Source organism: Ruegeria sp. BC7, from assembly GCF_056539165.1.
This window is the reverse complement of sequence record NZ_JBQFUL010000002.1, coordinates 643,304-663,498: the sequence shown is the minus strand read 5'-3', so window position 1 is coordinate 663,498 and position 20,195 is coordinate 643,304. Positions and strand designations below refer to the sequence as shown.

The window sequence follows — 20,195 nt, the reverse complement described above, 5'->3', positions numbered from 1 at the left end:
CTTTCCGAATTCTCTATCCCAGAACGCTGATCGAAAAGTTTTGATACATACCCCAGAGCGATGTGATCAAGATCGAAATCATCCCGACGATCTGCGTATAGATTCTGCATCGTGACAGAATCTTTGAAACGATTTCCATACCGGCCTCTGCGCGTCGCAGTTTGCGCGCGGCGGATATGTTGATCAGCATCACTACGCACAGCGGAAACAAAAGCAGAAATACCGCCTGCGCGAACTCTACACCGTAATAAAAACCAAGCGTCGCTAGCCCCGTAAAGCAGAAGCAACTCAGCGCAAAAATAACCAGCCCGGACACATCCGCGATGTACAACAGCCGATTCCTGTTGATCCTGACAATGTCCATAAGATCTTTCTCGGCCTGCCCGCCCATACGGCGCGCGCGCACGACCAGATCATGCGGCACACCCATGGCCCAATGACTAGCCGAGGACCATAGAACCGCCAGCACGATCCAATACCAAAGATTGGAAAAGCTGCGCATGTCAATAAGTTCAAAGATCGAAGAGTATACGTCCACGCGCCAGCCCTTTGTTCACTGTCCTTAGGGACCCTCTTCGCACTGCCGCGTCCATCGTTACCCTTGAGACTACGCCGAATTCATGCCACCCAATGCAGGATTATTCAAGGAGAGCGCGACATGAAACCGACCATCGCCCCTTTTCCAATGACCCGTTTTCGCAGAGTGCGTCAATCTCAGGCGGTGCGGAACCTTGTGCGCGAAAACTCCTTGACCGTCGACGATCTGATCTGGCCGGTTTTTGTGCGCGATGGTGAAGGCATCGAAGAACCCGTGCCATCCATGCCGGGTGTCGTTCGCCGTTCGGTCGATCTGATTGCGAAGGCCGCAGTCGAAGCGCAGGCACTTGGTATTCCCGCGATCTGCATCTTCCCATACACCGACCCCAGCTTGAAGACCGAAGACTGCGCCGAAGCATGGAACCCCGACAACCTGTCCAACCGTGCCATTCGCGCCATCAAGTCCGCAGCCCCGGACATTGCAGTGATGACGGATGTTGCATTGGACCCCTACAACATCAACGGCCACGACGGGTATGTTGTCAATGGCGAGATTGTGAACGATCAGACGATCGAGGCGCTGGTGAAAATGACGCTGGCCCAGGCTGACGCGGGCGCTGATATCATCGGACCATCTGACATGATGGACGGCCGGATCGGAGCGATGCGTCGCGCGCTGGAATCCGCAGGCCACCAGAATGTGATGATCCTGAGCTACGCCGCCAAATACGCCAGCGCATTTTATGGCCCGTTCCGCGATGCTGTCGGGGCGTCGGGCGCGCTGACCGGGGATAAGAAAACATATCAGATGGACCCAGCCAATTCAGACGAAGCTCTGCGTCTGATCCAGCGTGATCTGACCGAGGGCGCGGACATGGTTATGATCAAGCCGGGCATGCCCTATCTGGACATCTGCCGTCGGGTGAAAAACACGTTTGGCGCACCGACCTACGCCTATCAGGTATCCGGTGAATACGCGATGATTCAGGCGGCTGCGCAGAACGGCTGGGTAGATGGGGAAAAGGTCATGCTGGAAAGCCTTCTCGCGTTCAAGCGCGCAGGATGTGACGGCATCCTGACCTACTTTGCCCCAGAGGTAGCCCGTCACCTTCAGCGCTAATACCTCAAACTTTCGCGATAATTCGCCGATTGTGAACGGGGGCGGCGCAGCTTTCCCGTGACAGGTGGACTCAATAGGCGTATCCTCGCCCACAAGATCGGGAACACCCGACAATTCAGGCAGTCATACAGAGAAAAAACAATGAGCAGTTCCAATCCCATTCGACTAAGTCGTCGTGGCTTTGCCTTTGGCATGGCCGGGCTGACCCTGACCGCAGCTTGCGGCAACGGCGTCGGCAACTCGAACGCGGCCACGATCGACGCGCGCGTCGATGCCACGCTGACCGAAATGTATTCTCGCTATCCGAACACCGTAGAGATCGCGGAAAAAGCCAACGGCATGCTGGTCATGCCCTTGATAACCGAGGCCGGATTTGTCTTTGGCGGCGGTTACGGCCGCGGCGCATTGCGGATCAACGGTGCGACGGTCGACTACTATTCAGCCGTAAAAGGCACCGCTGGACTGCAGGTCGGCGCACAGCAATACGCCCACGTTCTGTTCTTTATGACGCAAGACGCACTGAATGACTTCCGCCGCTCCAGCGGTTGGACCGCCGGCGCTGATATCGGCTATGTGGTCAGCGATCAGGGCGACTCGCTCTCGACGGACACAACAACGTTGCGCTCCCCGGTTCTGGCAGCCGTCTTCGGTCAAGCGGGCCTGCAGATCGGCGCGACAGTCGAAGGCACAAAATATACGCGGATCATACCGTAAGTCAGCACTAACCCCCTCAGTGCTTAACCCCTGCCATGGGCGCGTCTCTGTGGCAGGGGTTTTTCTTTGCGACGTTGCGCAAAGATGCACATTCTGCGGGCGTTCCTCTTTCGGTTGGGATGGGCTTCCACTACTCTGACGCCAAACGGAGCTAGATCAGAAAATGAGCCTCAGATGGGATTAGTATTTCGTTGGCTGGTGCGCGTTGCCACGGGCCTCGTCCTTCTTACTGTGGCCGCTGTACTTCTGGTCTATTTTCTAGCCAGCCAATCCCTGCCCGAATACAATCAGACCGTCGAGGTGCGCGGGCTGACTGCGCCCGTGGAAATCGTACGTGATACAGCCAATGTGCCGCATATTCTGGGTGAGACTGACCCGGATGTCTTCTTCGGGCTTGGGTATGCACATGCGCAGGACCGGCTTTGGCAGATGACGGTCTTGCGACGCACCGCGCAGGGGCGTCTGTCCGAAGTGTTCGGCGCTCGCACGGTATCAATCGACAAATTGCTGCGTCGGTTTGACCTTTATGGCCTTGCCCATCGCTCGGTCGACGTACAGGACGACTATACCAAGGCCGCGCTGCGTGCCTACGCTGCGGGGGTTAACGCGCGGCTGGACGAGATCAATGAGATGGCGCTTGGGCGCGGCGCGCCCGAGATGTTCCTGTTCAACGCGCCGGTTTCCCCTTGGCAACCCGGTGACAGCATCGCTGTGATCAAACTGATGAGCCTTCAGTTGTCGGGCCATCTTGAGGATGAGGTGCTGAGGGCGCGCACCTCGCTTTTGCTGAACAACCCGGCGCGGCTGGCGGATATCCTGCCTGATGTACCCGGTGCCGGGATCGCGGCCCTGCCCGAATATGCCGCCCTGTTCCCGGGCGTGCCCCGATATGCCGCCGGATCGCCCATGCCCGGCAGTCCGCTCTCGCCATTCCCAAAACGGGGGCTGGCCGGTGCGTCAAACGCTTGGACCGCAGCACCTTCACGATCCGCCATTGGCGGGACGCTGCTGGCAAACGATCCGCATCTGGGGTTCACCGCCCCCGGAGTTTGGTATCTGGCCCGGCTGGAACTGGAAAAAGGCGGTGTCATCGGCGCGACGATTCCGGGCATCCCCTCGGTCATGGCGGGGCGCAGCGATCGGCTGGGATGGGGGCTGACATCGTCCTATCTGGATGATCAGGACGTTCATATTGAACAGCTCAACCCCGACAATCCCGAAGAATACCTGACCCCCGACGGGTACAAGACGTTCCGCAACCGCCCCTCGATCATCGAGATCAAGGACGAGGCGCCCATCACTCTGACCCTGCGATGGACGGAAAACGGCCCCGTTCTGCCCGGCAGCCACTACGACCTGGGAACCATCACACCGCCGGGTCACGTCGCATCGCTGTCCTGGACCGCCCTGAGTGCGCGGGACACGTCGATGACCGCGTCGATGGCCTTGATGAATTCCGATACCGTGCCGCAGGCGATTGACGCAGCCGAACTGTTCATCGCCCCGTCTCAGAACCTGTCAGTGGTGGACAAGGACACGATCGGCATGAAGCTGATCGGGGCCATGCCCAAGCGCGACCTGCGCAACCAAAGCCGTGGGCGCATCCCCACCCCCGGATGGCTGACCGAAAACCGCTGGCAGGGCCGCCTGCCCTATGCGGACAACCCGGAATTTGTAGCCCCGGTCGGTGGCATACTGGGCAATACAAACAACAAAGTCATAGACCGCCCTTTCCCCGAGCATGTTTCATATGAATGGGGTGACACGCAGCGCATTCACCGCTGGGAACGCCTTATGCAATCGCGCGAGGTTCACACGCGCGACAGTTTTATCGAGGCGCAGCTGGACACCGTCAGCTTTACCGCCCGCTCGCTTCTGCCCTTGATCGGGGCTGACTTGTGGTTCACCGGCGCCTCGGCCCCCGAAGGCACGCCCGAGCGTCAGCGCCAGATCGCGCTGGGTTTGCTGGCCGAGTGGAATGGCGAGATGAACGAACACCTGCCCGAGCCGCTGATCTATGCCGCTTGGCTGCGCGCGCTGCAAATCCGCCTGATCTCGGACGAGCTTGGCCCGCTGGCCGCTGAATACAAACATGTCGAACCGCTATTCATCGAACGCGTCTACCGCGATATCGACGGCGCGGCGGTTTGGTGTGACGTGCGTCAGAGCGCTCCGGTCGAGACCTGCACAGATATGGCTCGAATGGCGCTGGATGACGCGCTGATCTGGATTTCCGAGAAATATGGCGGATCGCTGGAATCCCTGCGCTGGGGCGACGCGCATCAGGCCACCCATGATCACCCGGTTCTGGGCTCGGTCCCGGTTCTGCGGTTCTTCGTCAATATCCGCCAATCCACCAGCGGCGGCGACAATACCCTGCTGCGCGGGCGCACTTCGGGCGAAGGCCCGGACCCGTTCCAGAACGTGCACGGCGCGGGATATCGGGGCGTCTATGATTTCGCGGACCCTGACAGCTCGGTCTTTATCACGGCCACTGGTCAATCTGGTCATTTCCTGTCGCGCTACTATGACGACCAGGCGCAACTCTGGCGGCGTGGAGAGTATATTCCGATGTCGCTGGACCTTGATCTGGCCCGTGCAGCCGCTGTTGGCGTGACGAATTTGGTGCCGCGCTGAGGCCATCTTTCGGCAAGACCTCGCCCCTTTTTTGCGCTTCCGTGGACGCAGCCCCTTGTTTTGGCTTACGATCCCAGGGGTCAGCGATTTGAACCGGGGGTATTCATGGCCAGTATTCGGGATACGTTGAACAACCTTGCGCGGGACTACGCGATCGCGTGGAGCTCGGGCGATCCTGAAGCGGTCGCCAGCTTTTTCGCACCGGACGGGAAAATCGAGATCAATCGCGGCGAGCCTTTCGTCGGACGCGCAGCAATTGCAGACATGGCGCGCGGCTTCTTTGCCGACTTCCCGGACCTCGAAGTCCGATGTGACATGCTAAGATGGGCCGGAACCCACGCAATCTTTGTCTGGACCTTGGAAGGGCATCATGCCCAAACCGGAAATCACGTTGTCACACGCGGTTGGGAAGAATGGGAAATGACCACGGACAACAAGGTGCAATCTTCGCTTGGTTGGTTCGACGCCGAAGACTATCAAAGACAGATCGACGGCGTTTGATCCTTAGAGGGCCGCAAACTGCGCGGCTTGTTTGTCGGTCCAAAGAACTGTGATCTTGAACCCATCGTCCTCCTGCTTTTCAGACTGGACAACATCCTGACGGAACAGCCACGCGCGCTTGTCGCCCTCGGCAAAACCCAATTTCAAGGTCGTTTCGTGCCGCACGCCCTGTAGCTTGACCGCGATATCGGCCAATAGCGGTTCTATCCCTTCACCCGTCACCGCGGAAATCGCAAAGATCGCAGGATCGCGATCCGTGCGCGCGATGGCGGCTTCGCGGTCGTCGTCGCTCAGCAGATCGATCTTGTTCCAGACCTCAAGCCGCGGACGCTCATCGTCGACCCCAAGCGAAGTCAGGATCGTTTCGACATCCCGAGCTTGCTCATCGCTTTCGTCGTGGCTGATGTCGCGGACGTGGACAATGATGTCTGCGCCTAGAACTTCCTCCAGCGTGGCACGGAAGGCCGCGACCAGCTCGGTCGGCAGGTTCGAGATAAAGCCCACCGTATCCGACAGGATCACCTCGGGGCCGTCAGGCAGTTCTACCCGGCGCATGGTCGGGTCCAAGGTGGCGAACAACATGTCCTTGGCCATTACTTCGGCCCCGGTCAGGCGATTGAAAAGCGTCGACTTCCCGGCGTTCGTGTACCCCACCAGCGCAACGATGGGATATGGCACCTTGGCGCGTGCGGCCCGGTGCAGCGTCCTCGTTTTGACCACCTTCTGCAACTGCCGCCGCAAGCGCACAAGCTGTTCGTCAATAGCGCGCCGGTCAGCTTCGATCTGGGTTTCGCCGGGTCCACCGACAAATCCAAGCCCGCCCCGCTGCCGTTCAAGGTGGGTCCACGCCCGAACCAGACGCGTCCGCTGATAGCTGAGCGCCGCCATCTCGACCTGCAAAACACCCTCTCGGGTCCGGGCACGATCGCTGAAAATCTCAAGGATCAGACCCGTCCGATCAAGGATTTTGACCTTCCAGGCTTTTTCAAGGTTGCGCTGCTGAACGGGGGTAACCGGCCCGTCGATCAGAACCAGTTCGATCTGGTTGTCGTGCAGCCGCTCTGCCAGTTCCTCAATCTTGCCACTTCCGAAAAGCAAACCAGGCTGGGCACGTTGCAGGCGCACAATTTCCGATCCGATCACGTCAAGATCGGGCAAAGCAGCAGCCAGCGCCACCGCTTCTTCCAGCGCCGGTTCGGGGACACGGCGCTGTTCATCTGACTTAATTTCCGGATGCAGCACCCAAGCGCGGGTGCGCGTCCTATCGTGTTCCATCAAGAGGCGTCTTCGCCCTCATACAGGCTGATCGGCTGCGACGGCATGATGGTCGAAATCGCGTGCTTGTAGACCAACTGCGACTGTCCGTCGCGGCGCAACAAGACGCAGAAATTATCGAACCAGGTGATTACACCTTGCAATTTCACACCGTTGATCAGGAATATCGTGACCGGGACTTTTGCTTTTCTTACATTATTCAGGAACGCGTCCTGCAGATTCTGTCTGTCCGAAGCCATATTTTTATAATCTCGCCATTGTTCTTGCTACGCGCTGCGGACCAACGCGCTCCCTCCGGCAGAGTATGGAGTGTCGTTAACCGAGTTTCCAGATGAAAAATAAGACATTCTGCGGGTGTGGATTCTCAGCCCCGCCAGAGCGCCGGCGTGATCAAGGCAATAATCGCCAGGGTTTCAAGCCTGCCAATTACCATTGCAGCACACATCGTCAGCTTTGCGCCTGCTGACAAATCGACCAATCGCAACGGAACATCGGTGGCCAGTTCGATCAACGGGCCAGTCGTGCTGAGCGCTGCAACGGTCAGAACCATGGCCTGTTCAAACCCGGCCCCTGTCGCTGCCAGCAGCAAATTGAACGCCGCTGCGGTCAACGCAAACATCATCAGGAAGATCCAGGCAATAAAGGCTCCATCGCTTTGGATGCGCCTGTTGCCGCCGCCCACCCCGCTGACCGAGGACGGATAGATCAGCCGGTCAATCTCACGCGCGCCATTGAGGTACAGGGCAAAAACCCGCAATAGTTTGACCCCACCAGCCGTAGTCGCAACGCCGCCGCCGATCAGCGCCAGCCCCATGAGGATCAATCCGGGCGTGCCAAGGCCAGACAACTGCTGCGCATCATTCCAATTGGCGCTTTCAAATCCGGCGGTGGTCAGAAAAGACAGCGCCGTAAAGGTCATACCCCAAATGACACTCAACGCCTGTAGCGGCTCCATCGTGTTGCCGATTTCGTTGACCCCAGCCCAAACACGAAAGAACAACAGGATCGCGACGGAACCGACAATCAACAGGCCGATCCGAAATTCAGGGTCTTTGTCCAGCCGTGAATATCCCGTCATGGCCGTATCGGTCGAAAACGTAAGACGAGACAGCGCGAAGAAAAGAAAAAGGAACAGGATTGCTTCTCCTGTCACACCGGCCTGCGCCCCCTCAAGGCCGCCGACAGGCGAGATACCCGAGGTCGCCATCGTGGACATTGCGTGACAAATCGCGGTCAGCCCTTGCTCGCCTGCGATCAGCAACAGTAGCCATATCACTGCGGTCAAACCTGCGTAGACCGGTGTCAGGGTCCGTGTGACTCGGATCAAGCGACCTCGCGGGTCCACTTTTTCGCTCTGCGCGACACCAGAAACCGGGCGACCCGGCTGCCCGCGTGCGGTGACCTCGAACCCACCAAGCGACAACGGCGCCAGAATAGCGGCGGCGGAAATCCACATCAAAAGACCGCCCATCCATCCCACTTGCGCACGCCACAAATGCAGCGAGGGCGTCAAACGATCGGGGTCGGGAAATATATCGGCACCGGTCGTGGTCATCGCGCTGACCATATCGAAATAAGCGTTCAGGAATGTCGTATTCCCAAGCGCGTCGTGTAGCGGAATGGCAAGAAATATCGGTAGCACCGTGAAACAGGCCAGCAAAACGGCCAGTTGCCCCAGAGTCCCGCGACGGGGAACTCGGTTGGACGACGCCAGCGCAATACTTGCGACGACGAACAGCCCCAAAAGCCCCGAATAGAAAAAGGACCGCGATGTATCGTGGTCATCCAGCGCCAGTGCGTAGATCGCGGGTATCCACATCGACAATGCGGCAATACCCCAGATGAGAAGGAACAGCGGCAATCGCCGCACCAACCCGATCTTCTGTGCCCGAGCCCGCTCCATCAGAAGAAATCAATCGAAACCTGCAGCAAACGTTCGACCTCGGGGACGTCCTTGGCCATGGCAAAAATCGCGACCACATCCTTTTCCTCGATCCGCAAGCTGCCGCTCGGTCGAAACAGCTCATCCCCTTTGCGGATTGCACCGACCAGAACACCTTCGGGAAAATCAATGTCGCGCAGTTTCTGGCCAGCCATCGGTGAGGTGGACAGAACTTCGGCCTCGATCACTTCGGCCTCGGCATCGCCGATGGAATAGACTTGTCGCACACGCCCATGGCGAATGTGGCGCAGAATCGAGCTGACCGTGGTCGCACGCGGGTTGATATAAGCGTCAATGCCCAGTGGTCCCATCAGGGCAACCATGCTGGGATCGTTGATCAAGGCGATCGCCAACGCACAGCCTTCGGCCTTGGCGCGAACGGCGGCCAACATATTGGCACGGTCGTCATCTGTGACGGCCAGCATCGCATCGGCACGTTCGATCCCGGCCTCGCGCAGCAACGCAGCATCCAACCCGTCGCCGTTCAGAACGATTGTACGTTCCAACGCCTCGGCCGCGAGTTCCGCGCAGCGGCGATCACGCTCGATGATTTTTGCCCGGACGCGGCTTTCGCGTTCTTCCAGCGTGCGGGCGACCTCAAGCCCGACATTCCCGCCGCCGACGATAACTACGCGATCCTGTTTCTTTTGCGCCTTTCCATACACTTCCAGCGTGCGGTCCACGTCCTGGACGCTGGCAAAGACGTAACATTCATCCCCAACAAATAGCTGGTCTTCGGATTCGGGGGCAAACAGGGTGCCCTCGCGACGAACGCCAACAACAACCGAACTCAGGGTGGAAAACAGGTCGGTCAGTTGCCGTAAAGGAGTATTCACGATCGGACAGTCTTCGTCGATGCGAATCCCCAAAAGCTGCGCCTGCCCGTCCATGAACATTTCGGTATCAAAGGCAGATGGGGCAGACAGACGGCGCATGGCCGCTGCCGCAACCTCTCTCTCCGGGCTGATCACCACGTCGATTGGAAGGTGATCCCGACGATACAGGTCCGAGTGGATTGCCTCGAGGTAGGACTTTGACCGCAGCCGCGCGATCTTCCGCTGAATCGAGAATACCGAATGCGCCATCTGGCAAGTGACCATGTTCACTTCGTCAGAGTGCGTCGCGGCTATGATCATCTCAGCGTCGCGTGCGCCTGCACGCTCTAGCACGTCGGGATAGCTGGCAAACCCGGCGATCCCCTGAACGTCCAGCGTTTCCGTGGCGCGCCGCACGAGGTCTGGATTGTTATCCACCACCGTAACGTCATTCAATTCGCCCGAAAGGTGCCGTGCAATCTGCCAGCCAACCTGACCGGCACCGCATATGATGACCTTCATGTTTTTGGCCCTTCTGCCTGAAATCTTTGAATGACAGATGCCCCCAAAGCGGTCAATTGATTTGTCATACATGTTCAGTCAAGGCAAGATAAGCGTATGAAAACAGTACTTCGCTTGATTATTCCTATTATGTTCCTCAGCTCTTGCGGTCCTCTGTCGCTGTATTACCGCGAAGGCGAAAGTGTCTCGCGCATGCAAACAGAAACCACCGAGTGTCGCGTTCAGGCGCTCAAGGACGCGCCTGTGGCCAACCAGGTACGTCAATCCCCCCCGACATACTGGCCCGGGCGGACCTACTGCCACGGAGACGGGCGGTGTTATCGCTCACCAGGATGGTGGCAACCCGGGCAGGTCTATACCGTGGACGTCAACCAAGGGCTGCGCAACACGGTCGAGGCGCAATGCATGGCGAAAAGGGGGTATCGTCCGATAAGTTTGCCGCCCTGCAAGCAGAACGTGAAATCACGCGTTCCGGCACAGCCGACGACAAAATTGCCGCCGCTCAGCACCGAGTCGTGTTTTGTAAAGTTCGACAACGGCTCTTTCCAGATCATCACACCGGGTCAGGCGGGGTGACCTACCGGCGGTTTATTCCGCCGGTTCAGGTTCGTCCAACTGAGCAACCCGAGCGCCCGACTTGTTCGACGTCACGACACCCAGCGATTTCAACTTACGGTGCAGCGCGCTGCGTTCCATACCGACAAAGCTGGCTGTTCGGCTAATATTGCCGCCGAAGCGGTTGATCTGCGTCAGCAGGTATTCGCGCTCGAACGCCTCTCGCGCTTCACGCAGTGGCAAGGTTGCCAAGGCACCAGACAAAACGACACGACCGGAATCGTCCGCCTTTTCGTCTTCGGCAGGCAGTTCCTTTGCTTCGATCGGCCCAGTGCCGTCGCCAAGGATCAATACGCGTTCGATCAGGTTTTTTAACTGGCGCACGTTGCCGGGCCAAGTCATGGTCTGCAGCAGGGCAACCGCTTCTTCCGAAATCTCGCGCACCGGCAACCCTTGGGATTCGTTGCACATTTCTATGAAGTGCTGTGCCAGAACCGGTATATCCTCGCGCCGGTCTTCAAGCGAAGGGACGTCAATCGGCACGACGTTCAAACGGTGATACAGCTCCTCGCGGAACCGTTCCGCAGCGATCTCTGCATCAAGATCCTTATTTGTCGACGAGATTACGCGCAGATCGACCCGAACCTTGTCAGACCCGCCAACGCGCTGGAATTGCTGATCGACCAGTACCCGCAGGATCTTGGACTGAGTACCCAGCGGCATGTCCGCGACTTCATCGAAATAAATCACCCCGCCATGAGCTTCTTCCAACAACCCAGACTCAACACCGCGTTCCGAGGATTCACGCCCGAACAGAACCTCCTCAACGCGCTCAGGTTCAATACCCGCACAGTTAACCGTCACGAACGGCGCATTTGCACGATTTGAATGCGCGTGAATATACCGAGCCGCGATTTCCTTGCCTGCCCCGGCAGGGCCGCTCAGCATCACACGACCATTCGACTTGGTGACCTTGTCAAGCTGGCTCTGCATCGAACGGAAGGCAGCGGACTTGCCGATCATGTCGGAATCCGTGACCTCCTTGCGCTTGAGCGAAGCGTTTTCGCGACGCAGGCGCGAGGTCTCCATCGCGCGACGGATCACCACCATCAGCTGGTCTATGTTAAAGGGCTTTTCGATAAAGTCGTATGCCCCCTGCTTGATCGCCGCCACCGCGATTTCGATATTGCCGTGGCCCGAGATGATGACCACCGGAACATCCGGGTTGTCGCGCTTTACGGCCGTGAGGATGTCGATCCCATCCATTCGGCTGTCCTTTAGCCAGATATCCAGGATCAAAAGCCCCGGCGGTTCCGAATTGATTGCCGCCATGCACTCGTCCGAGTTGGCAGCCAGCCGGGTTGAATAGCCTTCGTCCTCCAGAATGTCGGACACCAGCTCGCGAATATCGCGTTCGTCATCTACGATCAGAATGTCACTCATCTTTGGCCTGCTTTCAGTTTGTTTATATTGATTGCCTGCTTCTGTGGCGCCGCCGTCTGGGAGAATTTGCCCCCTGGCAAACGGATCACGGCCATCGCGCCAAAATGGTCCTGTCCGTCAAATACCGGTGCATCTTCCAAAGTCAGCGCACCGCCATGTTCTTCGATGATCTTCTTGACGATGGGCAATCCCAAACCTGTCCCTTCGTCGCGTGTGGTTACGTATGGCTCAAAAAGCCGCGCCCTGTCTTCGGGCAACCCTATTCCGTTATCTGCAATCGTGATGACCGTCCCAGCGTCATCACAGGATACATCCACTTTTATCTGTGGTTTCAGGTTTTCCGGAGCACCCTTTTGTTTCAAGGTTTCAATCGCTTCTCCGGCATTCTTGATCAGGTTCGTCAGAGCCTGATTCAACATCGTCGCATCAACATCCGCCAGAACCGGATGGTCTGGCAAAGTGGCGTCAATCTGCACATCTGGCTGACCCGATTGTTGCAGCAAGACAGCCTCGCGCACCAAATCTATGACGTTTTCTTCATGCCGGTCGGGTTCCGGCATACGCGCGAACTTCGAGAACTCGTCCACAATTCGCCGTAGGTCATTGGTCTGACGCACGATCACGTCCGTCATGGACACAAGGCTATCGCAATCTTCCTCATCCAATTTTCGTGAGAACTTTCGCTTTATCCGCTCGGCGCTCAGTTGAATGGGGGTCAGAGGGTTCTTGATCTCGTGTGCAATACGCCGCGCCACGTCGCCCCAAGCCGCCATACGCTGCGCGCTGACCAAATCGGTCACGTCGTCAAAGGCCACCACGTACCCTTCAAGACCGCCGTCTTCGCCGCGCCGAGTCGCCATGCGAACCAACAGATTTTCCAACCTGCCTTTGCGGGTCACTTTGATTTCGCCCTGCACGGCCTCCTGACCGCTTTCCTTCAGGCTCTCGAACAGAGGCAGGAACTCAGGCACCGCAATGCCGATTGCCAGATGTTCTTCCCCGCGCGACCAGTCCAATAGGCGTTCCGCCGACCGGTTCACAAATGTCACGCAGCCCTCTGAATCCACGCCCACGACGCCGGATGTCACCGAACTGAGCACCGAATCGAACAGACGGCGGCGGCGTTCAATCTGACGTGTATTCTCAAGCAGAGTGTCGCGCTGCCCTTTCAGTTGTCTGGTCATCTGGTTGAAGTAACGACCCAGCATGGCGATTTCATCATCGCTTGCTTCTTCGATGACCTGAACGCTCAAGTCCCCGGCTCCGACGCGCTGAGCCGCCGTGGTCAACCGCCCGACGGGACGCGACAAACGTTCCGCGAACCACATCCCCAGAGACATTGCCGCAAGGATCAGAATCACTGCGAACCCCAGATACAGCAGGCCAAACTCAAACAGCACCCTGCCCCTCTCGCTTTCGAGTTGCTGGTAGAACTGTGCCGTTTCCTTCGTATCGTCGAGAAGCGTGAGAAGTTGCCCATCCACCTCACGGCTGACGTAGAGGTATCGGTCCAGATAGGCTTGCAAAGGCACCAATGCCCGGAATTCACTATTCTGCCAGTCTGCAATGATCAAAAGGCCACTATCTGTCGCCTCGATCATCTGCTCGGGCGTTGGTGGTTCAAAATTGAACAGGTAAGACCGATCACCGCGCGATTTTATTTCGCCACTGCCATCAATGACATAGGCTTCGCGCAAACCACGTTGGATTTGCGATTGCCCTTGCGCCAGAACCGAACGCAGCTCGGCGTCCGAGATATAGTAGTCACGCGCGCGCGCCGTGTCCAAGAAACGCGCCAGTACGGTCGCGTCTTGCGTAAGCCCCTCGCGGTGTTCCTGCTCATAGGCCTCGGCCGCCGTCAAAGATGAACCGACAACCTGACGAACACGATCCGAGAACCACCCTTCAAGACCGATATTCACAGTAAGGCCCGCAAAAATCGCGACCGTCACTGTAGGAACCAGCGCCAATAGAGTGAAAGCACCGATCAGACGCAGGTGAAGCCGAGAGCCCGCAGATTTCGCCCGGCGCGCAGCGATCAGGCTGCCGAGCTGACTCAAAACCAAGGCCGCGACCACCAGAACGTAAACCAGATCGGCCAGCAGGATCAGGCGCAATGTCGGTGCAGTCGTGCCCAGATTAAATGGACCAATGACAAGGTATGTGGCCAAAGCCAGCACTGGACCCAGCAAAACCAGGCCCAAGGTGCTAAAATTGCGCAGCTTTCGGGATTTCCTCCACCGATTGATCGATAGGATCAGCCCGCTCTGTGCTCGGGTTGCCACCGTCTGCCCTCACCCTGATGTGCCGCTCGCGCGGCTTACCGCCATATTTCGTGGTCGTTGCCGGATGTGTACCCGGATGCCACGCTTTGTGTGGCGATATTACATCAGTTTGCGGCGTCGTGTCACCTGAATATCGAGATCTGTAATCTTTTTGCGCAGCGTGTTCCTATTAATGCCCAGAAGATCGGCACATTTCGCCTGATTTCCGCCAGTTGCATCCAATGCAAGCTCGATCAAGGGGCCTTCGACCTCGCGCAAAATCCGCTGGTACAGCCCCGGAGGTGGCAACAAATTGCCGTGCAGATCAAAATAACGACGCAGATGACGGGCCACGGACGCGGACAGTTTTTCGCGTTCACCGTCACCCAGAACCGGCTCCGCTTCGGGCTGACTACCCAAAACCATTTCGACCTCGGCCTTGGAAATCTCGTCTGCGCGGCTGGTCAGGCTCAGACGGCGGATCGCATTTTCAAGCTGCCTCACATTGCCCGGCCATGAGTACCGGCGCACCAACTCAACCGCATCCGGGCTGAGCCAACGTTTGGCGCCATGCTCACGCTCCTCTCGTGCAAGGAAGTGGTCGGCCAGCAGAGTAATGTCATCCACCCGTTCGCGCAGCGCCGGAACGTGGATTGTCGCGCCGCAAAGCCGGTAATACAGATCCTGACGCACGCGACCGCTCTCCATCGCTTCGGTCAGGTCCGACTGGCTGGTGGCCATGAACCGGGGCACGTGGTCGCCCGGCGTATCCATCATGCGAACGATCCGCGCCTGCAATTCGTCCTCGATATCCGCGATTTCGTCGATCAAAAGCGTGCCTCCGCGCACACGGGCCATGACTCGCGCCGGGCCTTCCAGATCGCGAAGGTCCGCAGCGGTGGCGGTGACAAACGGCAATGTGCGACGATCCGAAAAGTCGTGAATAGCCCTTGCAATCAGCGACTTACCCGTCCCACTTTCGCCCGAGATCATCACGGACAAATCGGTATTCATTACCCGCGCCACCAGCCGGTACAAGGCTTGCATGACCGGTGTGCGCCCAACCAGAGGCAGTTCTTCGGGGCGATCATCGGCGGGTTCAACCACTTCGGTCTGAACGCGCTGTTTCTGCTCCAGCGCCCGCGCGGTTCGCTTCATCAAATCCGGCAGGTCAAACGGCTTGGGCAAGTAGTCATAGGCATCCGCTTCGGCCGCCTGAATCGCCGTCATGATTGTGTTCTGCGCCGAAATGACGATCACCGGCAAACCGGGTCGATCCTGCGCAATCTTGGGCAGCATTTCCAACCCGTTCCCGTCTGGCATGACCACATCCGAGATCACCACGTCACCCTTGCCTTCACCGACCCACCGCATCAGCGTCGTCAGCGAAGACGTCGCGTGCACCTTGCACCCGGCCCGCGTAAGGGCCTGAGTCAGAACGGTGCGGATCGTGCGGTCGTCATCTGCGACCAATACTGTTCCATCCATCGGGTGCTCTCCTTATTTTGCTCTTATCGGCATTTGTTGTCTCAAGTTGCGTCGCGCGGTGCTCGCCTAAGCGAGATGCGAAACACCGTTCGACCCGGAACCGAGTCGGCGGAAATCCATCCGTCATGGTCCGAGATGATCTTGCTCACCAGCGCCAGCCCAAGGCCGGTACCGTTTTCCTTTCCCGAAACGAACGGGTCAAAGATGTCGCTGCGAATCTTGTCTGGCAGGCCCGGCCCGTCGTCGATGATCTCGACCTGCAGCGGCAGCGAATGTCCTGACCCGTCGCTGCGGCGCAGTCTGAACGAATGCTCGAAATACGTCCGCAGCCGGATTGTTCCCCCTTTGGGATCGGCCGCTTCCGAAGCGTTTTTCAACAAATTCAGGATCACCTGCAAAAACTGATCAGGGTCGCCATAGGCCAAAGGTAGCGAAGGGTCGTAGTCCTCGACGATTTTCATATGCGCGCCAAAGCCCAAAAGCGCCGAACGCCGTGCGCGGTCTAGAACATCGTGAATATTAACCGGTCTGAAATCGGGCTGCGACAGGTTGCCAAACTGTTCGACCTGCTCCAACAGCTTCACGATCCGGCGGCTCTCGGCAACAATTAGGTCAGTTAGTTCAAGGTCTTGCTGCGAGATATTCATGCTGAGCAACTGCGCAGCACCGGTGATCCCAGCCAAAGGGTTCTTGATCTCATGGGCCAGCATTTCCGCCATGCCGATCGCAGATTGCGCCGCGGATTTGACCGTGTTCCCTCGTGTCATCCGCCCCGCCAATTCTCGCGGCGAGATGATCATGATCATGGACCCCGAATGCCCGACCAAAGGCGCGATTTGCAGCGCACATTGCAGAGGCGCGCGACTGCCCGAGCCAACATCAACGTCATTTACAAACAACGGCGTGCTCTGCTGACGCGCCCTAAGAAAGGCTTCTTCCAACGGCGCATCAACGGCAATCTGATCCCAGACCGGGTTCCCGATGACGGATTTACGCGAAGCGTTCAAAAACCCTTCGCCCGCCGAATTCACATCGGTAATCCTGTCATCCGCATCAATTATGAAGGCCGGGACAGGCAGCGAGGCCCAGATACTTTGGTCCGAAGTCATGCTGCGACCTCCGCACTGCTGTTCAAAGCGTCACCCAACAGACGCAGCACTTCGTTCGTATCCCGAGATGTAAGAACAGCACGACGCAGCGCCGAGGGTGTGCCCACCTCATCCATGTACCAACCCAGATGCTTTCGAGCGACCCGCAAGCCCAGATCCTCGCCATAAAACTCAAGCATGGACTGATAGTGCCCCCGCACCAGTTCGGTCAGCTCCTCCTCTGTAGGAACGACCGGAGCAACTGTTCCATAGAGTTCGGCGCAAATCTGGGCCAGAACCCACGGCCTGCCCTGCGCGCCTCGCCCGACCATAAAGCCGTCTGCGCCCGACTCAGACATTGCAGTCCGAGCCGAGGTTGAGTCCACGATGTCACCATTTGCTATGACCGGGATTGAAACCGCATCTTTCACCGCCCGGATCGCGGCCCAATCTGCGTGGCCCTTGTAGAACTGGCACCGGGTTCGCCCGTGGATCGTAACCATCCGGATACCCGCATCCTGCGCCCGCCGCGCAACGTCCGGCGCATTCAGCAAACTATCGTCCCATCCAAGTCGGGTTTTCAGCGTAACCGGCACGTCCACAGCGCCCACCACTGCCTCGATCAATTTCAGGGCATGGTCTGGTGTCTTCAATAGTGCCGAGCCTGAATAGCCGTTTGTTACCTTTTTCGCGGGGCACCCCATGTTAATGTCGATGACCCGCGCACCCCGATCTGCGACCTGCCGCGCGGCCTCAGCCATCCAATGCGCTTCACGCCCGGCCAGTTGCACCGCAGTATTTTCAACGTCCGCTGACAACTCGGCACGCTCGCGCACGCCGGGTTTTACCTGAACCATTTCCTGGCTGGCAACCATCTCGCTGACGACCATGCCCGCGCCGAAGCGCATCACCAAATCACGAAACGGGCGGTCCGTGATTCCAGCCATCGGAGCCAGCATAACCGGCGGGTTAATGTCTTTTTCAGCGAGCTGCAGTGTCAACGTGCTTAATCCTTGGGCAGTTGGGGCTTTGATACCGAATTGAGCGTATATGAACAACAAATCGGGCGGCGAAAAGCCCGGAAAATCATCATGTGCTTAATTTTTAGGCGCACTTACGCAGGTGATTGCCACTCCATTCACCGCGCCCTAAACATTGCTCACAAATCACCAAAGGGAACGCCCCATGATCACCGCTGCCATTATCGTCGCCGCAGGACGCGGAACGCGCGCGGGCGGGGGTACTCCGAAACAATGGCAGCCTCTCGCAGGACGACGGGTCGCGGATTGGACGATTGACCGTTTTAAAGGTCAGGTCGATCACATTGTTCTCGTACTGTCTGAGGACGATCAATCCGCCTGGAGCGAATTTGAAGGAACGAACCTGATCCTCGCGGCAGGTGGGCAAGACAGAGCGGCGTCCGTGCGCAACGGATTGGACGCGCTGGCCGATTTGGACATCAAACACGTTCTGATCCACGATGTGGCGCGCCCATGCGTGACCACCGGGCTTATTCAGAGTGTTCTTTCGGCGCTGAAGGCATCCCCCGCGGCCGCTCCGGGACTTGCCATCACGGATGCATTATGGACCGGTGATGGGCGCGTTGTAACGGGAACTCAGGACCGCACCGGGCTGTTCGCCGCACAAACGCCTCAGGGCTTTCACTACGACGCAATCGTCTCAGCCCACGCGACCCACCCCGGAGGCGCGGCAGACGATGTCGAGGTCGCGCGCGCAGCGGGTTTGGACGTGGCGATAGTTCCGGGTGATGCGGACAATCTGAAAATAACACGGCCCGAGGATTTTGCCCGGGCGGAACGCATATTGGGAACGGATATGGATGTAAGACTGGGCAACGGATATGATGTGCATCGGTTTGGCGACGGGGATCATGTGATCCTGTGTGGTGTGAAAGTGCCGCATGATCGCGGCCTTCAGGGGCACTCGGATGCGGATGTCGGAATGCACGCCGTTACTGACGCGATCTACGGCGCGCTGGCGCAAGGCGACATTGGCCAGCACTTTCCGCCCTCGGACCCGCAATGGAAGGGTGCCGCCAGTGAAATTTTCCTGCGTCACGCGGTCGAGCTGGCCGAGACGATGGGCTACGCGATCTCGAACGTGGATTGCACCCTGGTTTGCGAATACCCCAAGATTGGCCCCCACGCCGAAGCGATGCGCGTGGAAATGGCGCGGATCACGGGCCTTCGCGCCGATCAGGTTTCGGTCAAGGCGACCACGTCGGAACGGCTGGGCTTTACGGGACGAAGTGAGGGGATCGCCTCGCTTGCCACTGCGTGTCTGGTGAAATCATGAATGTTGCGCGTCTGGTCGGAACGGTCTGCGGTGCAGGCTATCTGCGCCCCGCGCCGGGCACGTGGGGGTCGCTGGCCGCCCTGCCCTTGGCGTGGGTTCTGCATACGCTTGGCGGCTTTCCCTTGCTGGTGATCGCCACGATTGCAGCTTTCTTCGGCGGCCTTTGGGCGACCCGCATAATGACCGAGGGGCAAGACGATCACGACCCGTCCGAAATTGTCATCGACGAGGTTGCCGGGCAGTTCATCGCACTTTGGGCGGTTTCCTATCCGTCTTGGGCACATGGGATCGAGATCACGGCACTCTGGCCCGGCTGGATTGCCGGGTTCCTGCTGTTTCGACTGTTCGACATCACCAAACCCGGCCCCGTTGGATGGGCAGACCGCAAGGGGGATGCGATGGGTGTGATGCTGGATGACGTCATCGCCGGGGTCTTTGCCGCCATTGGCGTGTTACTGCTGGCCGGGCTTGCGCATGGGGTTCTGGGGCTATGAACGTGACTGACCTGCTCGACCGCGCCAACGCGCAAGGGGTGATGATCGCCACCGCCGAAAGCTGTACCGGGGGTATGGTGGCCGCCGCACTGACCGACATCCCCGGCAGTTCCGCCGTGGTCGAGCGCGGCTTTGTCACTTACACCAATACGGCCAAGCAGCAGATGCTGGGCGTTCGGGCCGAGACGTTGGAGGCTCATGGTGCGGTCTCGGAACAGGTCGCCCGTGAAATGGCAGAGGGCGCATTGCAGCACTCAGAGGCGAAACTAGCCGTCTCAATCACCGGCATCGCTGGCCCCGGAGGATCAGAGCACAAACCAGAAGGACGTGTATGTTTCGGAGTCGCCGCAGACGGGCAGCCGACCTTTGTCGAAACCGTCGAATTCGGCGCACTGGGTCGCGCCAAAGTGCGCCTGGCAGCGCGGGATCACGCGCTTGAGCTGCTATCTAGGGCGATTTCCTAAATCGACTATTTTTTAGTCAA

Annotated in this window: 18 protein-coding genes; 8 read left to right on the top strand and 10 right to left on the bottom strand. The window is 58.5% G+C overall.

The window, feature by feature from the left end; all coding sequences use genetic code 11:
- Positions 1 to 13: 13 nt before the first annotated feature.
- Positions 14 to 538: a component of SufBCD complex gene (locus ACR0KS_RS08295; protein ID WP_170481687.1), complete on the bottom strand. Its 525-nt coding sequence runs from the start codon at positions 536 to 538 to the stop codon at positions 14 to 16.
- Positions 539 to 658: 120 nt separating this feature from the next.
- On the opposite strand from ACR0KS_RS08295, the gene hemB reads away from it, so the two are divergent.
- The 4 genes from hemB (at position 659) to ACR0KS_RS08275 (ending at position 5,509) form a co-directional block, all read left to right on the top strand.
- Positions 659 to 1,657, top strand: a complete 999-nt coding sequence (hemB, locus tag ACR0KS_RS08290; protein WP_170566983.1) for a porphobilinogen synthase — start codon at positions 659 to 661, stop codon at positions 1,655 to 1,657.
- Between the two features lie 141 nt (positions 1,658 to 1,798).
- Complete coding sequence (locus ACR0KS_RS08285; RefSeq protein WP_170383043.1) at positions 1,799 to 2,371, top strand: YSC84-related protein; 573 nt, start codon at positions 1,799 to 1,801, stop codon at positions 2,369 to 2,371.
- Between the two features lie 174 nt (positions 2,372 to 2,545).
- Entirely contained in the window at positions 2,546 to 5,008 is a 2,463-nt protein-coding gene (locus ACR0KS_RS08280; RefSeq protein WP_170566985.1) for a penicillin acylase family protein, read from the top strand.
- A 105-nt stretch (positions 5,009 to 5,113) separates the two neighbouring features.
- On the top strand, positions 5,114 to 5,509 hold the full coding sequence (locus tag ACR0KS_RS08275) for a nuclear transport factor 2 family protein (RefSeq protein ID WP_170566988.1): 396 nt from the start codon (positions 5,114 to 5,116) through the stop codon (positions 5,507 to 5,509).
- Between the two features lie 3 nt (positions 5,510 to 5,512).
- Here the strand turns inward: ACR0KS_RS08275 and hflX are convergent, their stop codons facing one another.
- From hflX to trkA, 4 genes are all read right to left on the bottom strand, one after another.
- A complete protein-coding gene (hflX, locus tag ACR0KS_RS08270; protein ID WP_170566990.1) occupies positions 5,513 to 6,784 on the bottom strand; it encodes a GTPase HflX in 1,272 nt (423 codons plus the stop codon).
- Complete coding sequence (gene hfq, locus ACR0KS_RS08265; RefSeq protein WP_010440340.1) at positions 6,784 to 7,023, bottom strand: RNA chaperone Hfq; 240 nt, start codon at positions 7,021 to 7,023, stop codon at positions 6,784 to 6,786. Before hfq ends, hflX begins: the two co-directional genes overlap by 1 nt.
- A 125-nt stretch (positions 7,024 to 7,148) precedes the next feature.
- Positions 7,149 to 8,687: a potassium transporter TrkG gene (locus ACR0KS_RS08260; RefSeq protein ID WP_170383035.1), complete on the bottom strand. Its 1,539-nt coding sequence runs from the start codon at positions 8,685 to 8,687 to the stop codon at positions 7,149 to 7,151.
- Positions 8,687 to 10,063 (bottom strand): Trk system potassium transporter TrkA, encoded by a 1,377-nt coding sequence (trkA, locus tag ACR0KS_RS08255; protein ID WP_170566992.1) that lies wholly within the window; start codon positions 10,061 to 10,063, stop codon positions 8,687 to 8,689. The genes ACR0KS_RS08260 and trkA overlap by 1 nt, the downstream gene beginning before the upstream one ends.
- Positions 10,064 to 10,159: 96 nt before the next feature.
- Here trkA and ACR0KS_RS08250 point away from each other — a divergent pair, with 96 nt between their 5' ends.
- Entirely contained in the window at positions 10,160 to 10,639 is a 480-nt protein-coding gene (locus ACR0KS_RS08250; protein ID WP_170566995.1) for a hypothetical protein, read from the top strand.
- Between the two features lie 12 nt (positions 10,640 to 10,651).
- Here ACR0KS_RS08250 and ntrX read toward each other — a convergent pair whose 3' ends face one another.
- The 5 genes from ntrX to dusB form a co-directional block, all read right to left on the bottom strand.
- The gene (gene ntrX, locus ACR0KS_RS08245) at positions 10,652 to 12,061 is read right to left on the bottom strand and encodes a nitrogen assimilation response regulator NtrX (protein ID WP_170383028.1); all 1,410 of its coding nucleotides are present in this window, start codon (positions 12,059 to 12,061) and stop codon (positions 10,652 to 10,654) included.
- The gene (locus ACR0KS_RS08240; protein ID WP_170566996.1) at positions 12,058 to 14,346 is read right to left on the bottom strand and encodes a sensor histidine kinase; all 2,289 of its coding nucleotides are present in this window, start codon (positions 14,344 to 14,346) and stop codon (positions 12,058 to 12,060) included. Before ACR0KS_RS08240 ends, ntrX begins: the two co-directional genes overlap by 4 nt.
- A gap of 99 nt (positions 14,347 to 14,445) precedes the next feature.
- The gene (locus ACR0KS_RS08235) at positions 14,446 to 15,813 is read right to left on the bottom strand and encodes a sigma-54-dependent transcriptional regulator (protein WP_170383024.1); all 1,368 of its coding nucleotides are present in this window, start codon (positions 15,811 to 15,813) and stop codon (positions 14,446 to 14,448) included.
- A gap of 41 nt (positions 15,814 to 15,854) precedes the next feature.
- A complete protein-coding gene (locus ACR0KS_RS08230; RefSeq protein WP_170383022.1) occupies positions 15,855 to 16,922 on the bottom strand; it encodes an ATP-binding protein in 1,068 nt (355 codons plus the stop codon).
- On the bottom strand, positions 16,919 to 17,902 hold the full coding sequence (gene dusB, locus ACR0KS_RS08225; protein WP_480693167.1) for a tRNA dihydrouridine synthase DusB: 984 nt from the start codon (positions 17,900 to 17,902) through the stop codon (positions 16,919 to 16,921). The genes ACR0KS_RS08230 and dusB overlap by 4 nt, the downstream gene beginning before the upstream one ends.
- Positions 17,903 to 18,086: 184 nt before the next feature.
- On the opposite strand from dusB, the gene ACR0KS_RS08220 reads away from it, so the two are divergent.
- Genes ACR0KS_RS08220 through ACR0KS_RS08210 form a run of 3 tightly spaced genes read left to right on the top strand, consistent with a single transcriptional unit; the run spans position 18,087 to position 20,175 of the window.
- Positions 18,087 to 19,217 (top strand): bifunctional 2-C-methyl-D-erythritol 4-phosphate cytidylyltransferase/2-C-methyl-D-erythritol 2,4-cyclodiphosphate synthase, encoded by a 1,131-nt coding sequence (locus ACR0KS_RS08220; protein ID WP_170566998.1) that lies wholly within the window; start codon positions 18,087 to 18,089, stop codon positions 19,215 to 19,217.
- Positions 19,214 to 19,711, top strand: coding sequence for a phosphatidylglycerophosphatase A family protein (locus tag ACR0KS_RS08215; protein WP_170567000.1), 498 nt, complete (start codon positions 19,214 to 19,216; stop codon positions 19,709 to 19,711). The genes ACR0KS_RS08220 and ACR0KS_RS08215 overlap by 4 nt, the downstream gene beginning before the upstream one ends.
- Entirely contained in the window at positions 19,708 to 20,175 is a 468-nt protein-coding gene (locus tag ACR0KS_RS08210; protein ID WP_170567002.1) for a CinA family protein, read from the top strand. Before ACR0KS_RS08215 ends, ACR0KS_RS08210 begins: the two co-directional genes overlap by 4 nt.
- Positions 20,176 to 20,195 lie beyond the last annotated feature (20 nt).

What these genes read in the sequence shown, in the direction of transcription:
- ACR0KS_RS08215 (WP_170567000.1), top strand. Translation starts at nt 19,214, where the DNA reads ATGAATGTTGCGCGTCTGGTCGGAACGGTCTGCGGTGCAGGCTATCTG.
- ACR0KS_RS08285 (WP_170383043.1), top strand. Translation starts at nt 1,799, where the DNA reads ATGAGCAGTTCCAATCCCATTCGACTAAGTCGTCGTGGCTTTGCCTTT.
- hflX (WP_170566990.1), bottom strand. Translation starts at nt 6,784, where the DNA reads ATGGAACACGATAGGACGCGCACCCGCGCTTGGGTGCTGCATCCGGAA.
- hfq (WP_010440340.1), bottom strand. Translation starts at nt 7,023, where the DNA reads ATGGCTTCGGACAGACAGAATCTGCAGGACGCGTTCCTGAATAATGTA.
- trkA (WP_170566992.1), bottom strand. Translation starts at nt 10,063, where the DNA reads ATGAAGGTCATCATATGCGGTGCCGGTCAGGTTGGCTGGCAGATTGCA.
- ACR0KS_RS08220 (WP_170566998.1), top strand. Translation starts at nt 18,087, where the DNA reads ATGATCACCGCTGCCATTATCGTCGCCGCAGGACGCGGAACGCGCGCG.
- ACR0KS_RS08260 (WP_170383035.1), bottom strand. Translation starts at nt 8,687, where the DNA reads ATGGAGCGGGCTCGGGCACAGAAGATCGGGTTGGTGCGGCGATTGCCG.
- ntrX (WP_170383028.1), bottom strand. Translation starts at nt 12,061, where the DNA reads ATGAGTGACATTCTGATCGTAGATGACGAACGCGATATTCGCGAGCTG.
- ACR0KS_RS08235 (WP_170383024.1), bottom strand. Translation starts at nt 15,813, where the DNA reads ATGGATGGAACAGTATTGGTCGCAGATGACGACCGCACGATCCGCACC.
- ACR0KS_RS08275 (WP_170566988.1), top strand. Translation starts at nt 5,114, where the DNA reads ATGGCCAGTATTCGGGATACGTTGAACAACCTTGCGCGGGACTACGCG.
- ACR0KS_RS08250 (WP_170566995.1), top strand. Translation starts at nt 10,160, where the DNA reads ATGAAAACAGTACTTCGCTTGATTATTCCTATTATGTTCCTCAGCTCT.
- hemB (WP_170566983.1), top strand. Translation starts at nt 659, where the DNA reads ATGAAACCGACCATCGCCCCTTTTCCAATGACCCGTTTTCGCAGAGTG.
- ACR0KS_RS08210 (WP_170567002.1), top strand. Translation starts at nt 19,708, where the DNA reads ATGAACGTGACTGACCTGCTCGACCGCGCCAACGCGCAAGGGGTGATG.
- ACR0KS_RS08280 (WP_170566985.1), top strand. Translation starts at nt 2,546, where the DNA reads ATGGGATTAGTATTTCGTTGGCTGGTGCGCGTTGCCACGGGCCTCGTC.
- ACR0KS_RS08230 (WP_170383022.1), bottom strand. Translation starts at nt 16,922, where the DNA reads ATGACTTCGGACCAAAGTATCTGGGCCTCGCTGCCTGTCCCGGCCTTC.